General features: G+C 61.6%; 6 protein-coding genes and 1 tRNA gene (1 of these 7 cut by a window edge). 5 read left to right on the forward strand and 2 right to left on the reverse strand.

Annotated elements, in window-relative coordinates; translation table 11 throughout:
• Nucleotides 1-2: 2 nt before the first annotated feature.
• The 5 genes from LT40_RS20815 to LT40_RS20835 all read left to right on the forward strand — a co-directional run bounded on the left by LT40_RS20815 (nucleotide 3) and on the right by LT40_RS20835 (nucleotide 4561).
• A complete protein-coding gene (locus LT40_RS20815) occupies nucleotides 3-1193 on the forward strand; it encodes a hypothetical protein (RefSeq protein WP_043193166.1) in 1191 nt (396 codons plus the stop codon).
• Between the two features lie 13 nt (nucleotides 1194-1206).
• A complete protein-coding gene (locus tag LT40_RS20820) occupies nucleotides 1207-2193 on the forward strand; it encodes an asparaginase (protein ID WP_043193168.1) in 987 nt (328 codons plus the stop codon).
• An 80-nt stretch (nucleotides 2194-2273) separates the two neighbouring features.
• Entirely contained in the window at nucleotides 2274-2942 is a 669-nt protein-coding gene (locus LT40_RS20825) for a UPF0149 family protein (RefSeq protein ID WP_043193169.1), read from the forward strand.
• A 104-nt stretch (nucleotides 2943-3046) separates the two neighbouring features.
• Nucleotides 3047-3123: transfer RNA gene (locus LT40_RS20830), tRNA-Val, on the forward strand.
• A 145-nt stretch (nucleotides 3124-3268) separates the two neighbouring features.
• Entirely contained in the window at nucleotides 3269-4561 is a 1293-nt protein-coding gene (locus LT40_RS20835; RefSeq protein ID WP_043193170.1) for a sensor histidine kinase, read from the forward strand.
• 244 nt (nucleotides 4562-4805) lie between these two features.
• Here LT40_RS20835 and LT40_RS20840 read toward each other — a convergent pair whose 3' ends face one another.
• Together LT40_RS20840 and ampC are read right to left on the reverse strand one after the other, a co-directional pair.
• Nucleotides 4806-5366: a hypothetical protein gene (locus LT40_RS20840; RefSeq protein WP_043193171.1), complete on the reverse strand. Its 561-nt coding sequence runs from the start codon at nucleotides 5364-5366 to the stop codon at nucleotides 4806-4808.
• Between the two features lie 71 nt (nucleotides 5367-5437).
• Nucleotides 5438-6582, reverse strand: partial view of a class C beta-lactamase gene (ampC, locus tag LT40_RS20845; RefSeq protein ID WP_084139865.1) — the 3' portion only. The gene runs 4 nt beyond the window's last position; only the last 1145 of its 1149 coding nucleotides appear in the window; its start codon lies off the right edge, out of view — the gene reads right to left on this strand; it ends in the stop codon at nucleotides 5438-5440.

A 6582-nucleotide genomic window follows, 5' to 3' on the forward strand; every position in this document is an offset into this window, starting at 1 on the left:
CCATGGATACCTCTCTGCACGACACACCAACGCGCGCATCCACCGGGACCCTGACAGGTTTGCTGGTGCTGTCTCTGGCAATCACGCTGACAGTGATCAGCGGCAAGCTGCTGGCGGTCGATGCGCTGTGGCCCGGCTATGGCGACATGATGGCTAACTTGCACCATCCGGCGGCCTGGTGGCGCTGGATAGTCGGCGATATCAGCGAAGTGGCGTTCTACAAGCACGAGTTCGCCTCCATCGGTCTGCTCGCCGGCGCCGGATTGGGCTGGTGGGCCAATCGCACCGGCAAGCGCTGGCAGGGTTTCGCAATCTGCTACGGCACCGGCCTGTGGCCATGGGTGGTGACCAGTTCACTGCTGGGTCTGGGCCTGGGCAACCTGCTCTGGGGCTGGACGCTGTCGGCCGATACCTGGCAGCCGACCTTCGTCGCCTTCGTTTCCATGCCCGCGGCCACCGTGCTGCTGTTCGGCCGTGGCTGGCGTGTAGCGCTGACCGGGGCCATCATGGGCGCCGTGCTGGTCACACCAGCCTGCCTGTTGATCGTTCAGTACGTGTGCGTCCCGCTGGCCCTGCCGGTGGTGATTGGCAATGTCACCGGCATGGCCGTGGGCAGCGTGATCGGCTTCCTGCTGTGCAAACGCTTCCCGGCTCTGGTGAAGCCCGATGCGGCGCCCTCGACAGCGCCACCGGTGGTGGCATCGACCCCGGACTACGGGATGCGCTGGACCTTGCGCCGTATCCTCGCCGACTTCTCCGAAGCGCCGTTCTTCGGCAACGAGTGGGCCAGCCTGGGGTTGGTGCTGGGCGCGCTGCTGGCGCTGATGCTCAATCCGGCCAGCCCGTTCTACGGTTCCGGCTGGCTGCTGCAATTGCTGGCGGCGCAAACCCTGGCTTCGGCCCTGGGCGTGCTCATCTGGCGTCATCAATGGATAGCCCGCGGCTGGTATCCGACCTACATCCCCGTGGTCTCGGTAGCCCCCGCCGCGATTCTGGTCCATGGTGGCAGCCTGCCGGTGATCATTCTCAGTGCCGCACTGGGCGCACTGCTGGCGCCGCCACTGGCCGTAGCCATCAGCCAGCGGTTACCGTCCTACATGCATGGCTACATCGGCAACGTGCTGTCCATGGCCATCAGTACCTTGCTCATCCTGCCGTTGATCGGCCTGATCATCGGCAGTCCCAACCTTTGACGGAGAACCGCCCGTGGCTCTACCCAAACTGTCCGTAGGTGCCTTGGGCGGCACCATCAGCATGCAGGCCCAACCCACTGGGGCGGGCGTTCAGCCCAGCCTGAGCGGGCAGGGCATGGTCGATCTGCTGCCGGAACTGACTTCGCTGGCCGACGTTCAGGTGCAAACGCTGAACCTCTTGCCCAGTGCCTCCCTGAGTTTCCAGGCGCTGCTCGAAGTCCTGGATTGGGCCCGCGAATGCGTCACTGCCGGCTCTGTAGGTGTGGTCATCAGCCAGGGCACCGACACCTTGGAAGAGGCCGCGTTCTTTCTCGACCTGCTCTGGGACCTGGACGAGCCTCTGGTCCTGACCGGTGCCATGCGCGCGGCATCGCACTGCGGTGCAGACGGCCCGGCCAACCTGCTGGCTGCAGCGCAGGTCGCGTTGGCCGAACGGAGCTGCGGCCGTGGCGTACTGGTAGTGATGAACGACCAGGTGCATGCCGCATCCAGGGTGCGCAAGGTGGCGGCCTTGGCCATGGACGCCTTTGCCTCATCGCCCTATGGCCCGGTTGGCCTGATGATCGAGAACCAGGTTCACTACGGCGCCGCGCCGCCAGCTCGACAATGTGTGCCGCGCCCCACTAGAACCAATCACAGTGTGCTGCTGTTGGAGGCGGCACTGGATGCCGATACCTTGTTGCTCGACAAGGTCGTCGACGCCGGCTATCAGGGCCTGGTCATCGCCGGTTTCGGCGCTGGCCACGTCTCACAGCGTTGGGCCGCCAGCCTGCGGGCCATTGCCCAGGACCTGCCGGTGATAGTAGCCACGCGCACCGGCCAAGGGCCTACCGCCAAGGCCAGTTACGGCTTCGTCGGCGGCGAAATCGATCTGCAAGCCAATGGGGCGGTGATGGGTGGTTTTCTCTGCCCGCGCAAATGCCGGATCCTGCTCTGGGTCCTGATCGGTAGCGCTCGGGAGCGCGCGTTGCAGGACTACCTGGGTCGATTGGGAGGCTGATCCACGGCAGACCCAAGGACACCGTCCACGCGGGCAGCTACAATGCGGGCATTATTTTTGATGACCCGATCGAGCAGACCATGGCCTACAACATCAGCAACGACGCGCTGACCGACGAACAACTGGATTACGTGGAGGAAATACTGGGGCAATACGCCAGTGAGACCTCAATCGGCAGTATTTCCGAGCTCGATGGCTTCTTCGCGGCCATCGTTTCGGGCCCCCAGGCCATCGCCTTCGACGACTGGTACGCAGCGCTGTGGGGTGGTCCCGATCAACTGCCAGTGTTCAAGGACGACAAACAGTTCCAGAAATTCTTCGACCTGCTCATCCAACACATGAACCAACTGGCAATGCTGCTGGAGGAAGACTTCGAAAACTTCGCGCCGATCTTCAATCTGTTCGACGACGAAGAAGTCGTCAGCGTCGAGGACTGGTGCTACGGTTACGAGCGCGGCGTCGTGGTCGGCGGCAGCTGGCTCGACATGCCTGACCAGGAACAAGACCTGCTCGCACTGATTACCCTGCATACCCAAGGCGTCGACCTGCTCAAGCGCGACGGTTCAGGCGAAGAGCTGGATGCCGAAGAAGCCATGGAAATGATCCAGATGGCCGCGATCCGTCTGCACCAGTATTGGTTCGAACGCCGTCCCAGCAACACTCCGGCCATCGCCGAAACCAAGACCGGGCGCAACGATCCCTGCCCCTGCGGGAGCGGCAAGAAGTTCAAGCAGTGCTGCCTGCATTGATGGCTGAAACCCAGCTGTGCATTGCAAGTGAGTGATTTTTTTACCCTTGGTGGAAATTTGCCGTTGACAGTGGCGTGCCAATCCGTAGAATTGCGCGCCACAGCAGGCACGTAGCTCAGTTGGTTAGAGCACCACCTTGACATGGTGGGGGTCGTTGGTTCGAGTCCAATCGCGCCTACCAAACAAAATCCGCTCTGCTGGGCGGTGCAAAAGGGCGATCCGAAAGGGTCGCCCTTTTTCGTTCGTGCGCAATAGGCTTGCACGCACTTGCCCCCTCGGCTCGCTGCGCGCATTATTCCGATCATTCCATCAACCTGGCCCATTGCATGTCTCACAGCGCGGCTCCATCGCCTATCGACGAGTCCGAACGCCTGGCTGCGCTCGAGCACCTCAGTGTTCTTGACAGTCCTCCAGAGCCTGGTTTCGACGATATCGTTCAACTGGCCACTCAGCTCTGCGCGACACCCATCGGCCTTGTGTCCCTGGTGGACCGCGAACGGCAGTGGTTCAAGGCCTGTATAGGGCTGGATGTTCCCCAGACCCACCGCGATCTGGCGTTCTGCGCCCATGCCATTCTGGCGCCTGAAACCGTGATGATAGTGCCGGACACCCATCTCGACCCGCGCTTCATGAACAGTCCGCTCGTATTGGGCCCGCCCTACATCCGTTTCTATGCCGGCGCACCGATCATCACGCGCCAAGGCTCGGCGCTGGGCACGGTCTGCGTCATCGACACTGTGCCGCGCACCCTGGAAGCAGCGCAGTGCAAGGCCCTGCAGGCCCTCGCCCGGCAAACGGCTGCACAGCTGGAGCTGCGTCTGCTCAATGACCAGCGCGAGCAGCAGACCCTCTCCTTGTCCCAGCAACTGGACAATGTGCTGAGCGAGCACCAGCAAACCCTGCAAACCCTGCGACACGCCCAGCGCATATCATCGCTGGGTCAGCTCACCGCAGGCATCGCCCACGACTTCAACAACCTGCTGCAAGCGGTCAGTGCCAGTCTGCAGATGACTCGCCTCAAGGCCCGCAAACCCCTGGAGGTCGAGCGCCTGACCGAGATCGGTCTGCAGGCGGTGCGCCAAGGCGCCCAACTGATCCATCATCTGCTCGCTTTCGCCCGTCGCGAAGAACCCAGCGTGCAGGCCGTAAAGCTAGACGAGCGAATCGAGCACAACAGTGATCTGTTCGGCCGCGCACTGGGCGCCACTACCAAGGTCCTGCTGGACCTGCAGGCGCCCGCTCAGGCGGTGATGTGCGACGCCCATCAACTGGACGCCGCCTTGCTCAACCTGCTGGTGAACGCCCGCGATGCCTTGCGCGGTGCCGGGCAGATTCGGGTAGCGACCTGCCAGCGCGTGGTCTGCGGCGACGCCCAGCTGGCCGACGGTGACTATCTCTGTCTGAGCGTAGCGGACGACGGGCCGGGTATTCCGGAAGACGTGCTGGCCCAGGTCTTCGAACCGTTCTATACCACCAAGGCTTCGGGCCAGGGCACAGGTTTGGGGCTGTCCCAGGTATACGGCTTTGCCCTGAGCGCCGAAGGCATTGCCCGCATCGACAGCCGAGCAGGCGAGGGCACCACGGTAACCCTTTGGCTACGCCGTGCGGCAGCGGTATAGCCAATCGCTTACAAGCCGTGACTCCAATCGCCTCTATTGCTCTCATTCGTGCGGCAGTATTCTAGCCTCACTAACTGAGACGAAGGATACGACTCAGGGTCAGGGACGACCGGCCATTGCAAGGAAGCTGCTGACAGGATGTTGGAATGGCTAGACAAAAAACCCGCTTCGGCGGGTTTTTTGTTGGCTTCCATTTTGTTCGCCCATTGCAGGGCGATGCTCTCCCGCAACGGAACGAATTCCGCTATTGGCCAGCCACGATGCGTTTGACCATGGCTGCATGCCCGGTCGGATCACTGGCCCGGGAAATCACTTGGACAACCGACATGCTCTGGCCAGATCCGGCCACGAACGTCGTGGTCATGGTCGCACCGCCGCCCATGGTCGCGGTGCTGTCTATCTGTTCCACGCCCAGTTTTCGCAAGGTCATGCGCTTTTCGGCAGTCTTCTTGAAGTCGGGCAATGCGGTGGCTTGCTGCTTGATGAAACCGGCTGTGGCGCCGGTCAGGAACTCATCATCGTTGTCGGCAGCGTGTCCGCCTTTGGGGATCGGCAGTTCGGTGGTCACCACCACACGTCTTTCTTTTTCGTTCATGTACATCATGCCCTTGGCACCGGCCGCATCGCTTTTCGGATCGGCAGGTGGCAGCGGGTTGACGGTATAGCCAGCAGGCAGGGTGAACATGAATTTGCCGTCGAGTGTCTTGACGGTCTGCGTCTTCGGCGCGCTCGGTGCCGGCTTGGCGGCCCAGGCCGCATTGGCCAGGCCCAGCGTTAAAGCGAGAAACAGGCAGGTGCGGCGCATTGACGAAACTCCAATAGGGTCAGGAGTGGGATCCTACTCCAGACCTATTGGCTTGAGAACGCGCGCGAACCTTACTTATCCAGTGCCTGCACCAGCTGGTGGGCGAACCTGACCCGCGCTTCGTTCGGGTAATTCTTGTTAGCCAGCACGACCACCCCGATCCCCTTCGACGGTACGAACGCAACGTATCCACCGAAACCATTGGTCGACCCCGTCTTGTTGATCCATACCTGGTCCAAGGGCTGCAGCGGACTTGTAGGTTGCGTCGTCAAAGCCACCGCATTGGAATTGCCTTGAACTAGGGTATCGAGTGCGACCGGATAGCCGTATAGCTCCCAGATCAATCCCTGCGTCATGCCGCCTACCCGGAAGTAGCCCTGCTGCGTGGCCTTCAGCGCTTCGCGAAGTTTCGCTGGTACCGCCACCGTATCCATCTGCGCCTGCAGGTAGTGGAGCATGTCCCATGCACTGGACTTGAACCCATAGGCTTCATCGGCCAGTACCGCAGGATTCAACCTCACTGGCTGATCTTTCTTGTCGTAACCCTGCGCATACAGCGGCAACTGGGCAGCCGGTACATCCAGATAGGTGTGGGCCAGGCCCAATCCCGGAAGCAGCGTGTCGTGCATGGCCTGAGTGAAAGAAACATTCATGCTTTTGGCTGCGATCAGTCCGAGCAGGCCAATGCTTGGGTTTGCATAGCTGCGCTGGGTACCTGGCGCATAGCTGGGTCGCCAGTCGCGCAAGTACGCCATCAGTTGCGCATCGTTCTGGATGTCATCCGGCAGTTGCAACGGAAACCCGCCGGCGCTATGAGTGCCCAGGTCGGCCAGAGACACCTGATCCAACGGTGTGCCGCGCAAGGCCGGGAGGTACTGGCCAGGATGATCGGTCAATGACAGCTTGCCATTGGCCTGTGCATAGGCGGCCAAGGCGGCAGTGAAGGTCTTGCTGATCGAACCCAGCTCGAAGAGGGTGTCCTCGGTAACAGGGGTTCGAGTCTCGCGTGAAGCCAGCCCATAGTTGAAGAACATCTGTTGACGCCCGTCGATGATCGCGATTGCCATCCCGGCAATGTCGTACTGGCTCATCAGGGATTCGGCCCGAGCCTTCACCAGCGGTTCGATTGATGGCACCCCAGCCTGGACGCTTGTACTCGTCCAGGCTGTGGTGCAGGCCAACAGACATCCAATGACCATTGCTGTGCGAGGTCTGC

It is taken from the genome of Pseudomonas rhizosphaerae, from assembly GCF_000761155.1.
GTDB lineage: Bacteria > Pseudomonadota > Gammaproteobacteria > Pseudomonadales > Pseudomonadaceae > Aquipseudomonas > Aquipseudomonas rhizosphaerae.

Bases quoted from the DNA above. Each gene is read 5' to 3' on its own strand.
- LT40_RS20815 (WP_043193166.1), top strand. From the start codon at position 3: ATGGATACCTCTCTGCACGACACACCAACGCGCGCATCCACCGGGACC.
- LT40_RS20825 (WP_043193169.1), top strand. From the start codon at position 2,274: ATGGCCTACAACATCAGCAACGACGCGCTGACCGACGAACAACTGGAT.
- LT40_RS20835 (WP_043193170.1), top strand. From the start codon at position 3,269: ATGTCTCACAGCGCGGCTCCATCGCCTATCGACGAGTCCGAACGCCTG.
- LT40_RS20840 (WP_043193171.1), bottom strand. From the start codon at position 5,366: ATGCGCCGCACCTGCCTGTTTCTCGCTTTAACGCTGGGCCTGGCCAAT.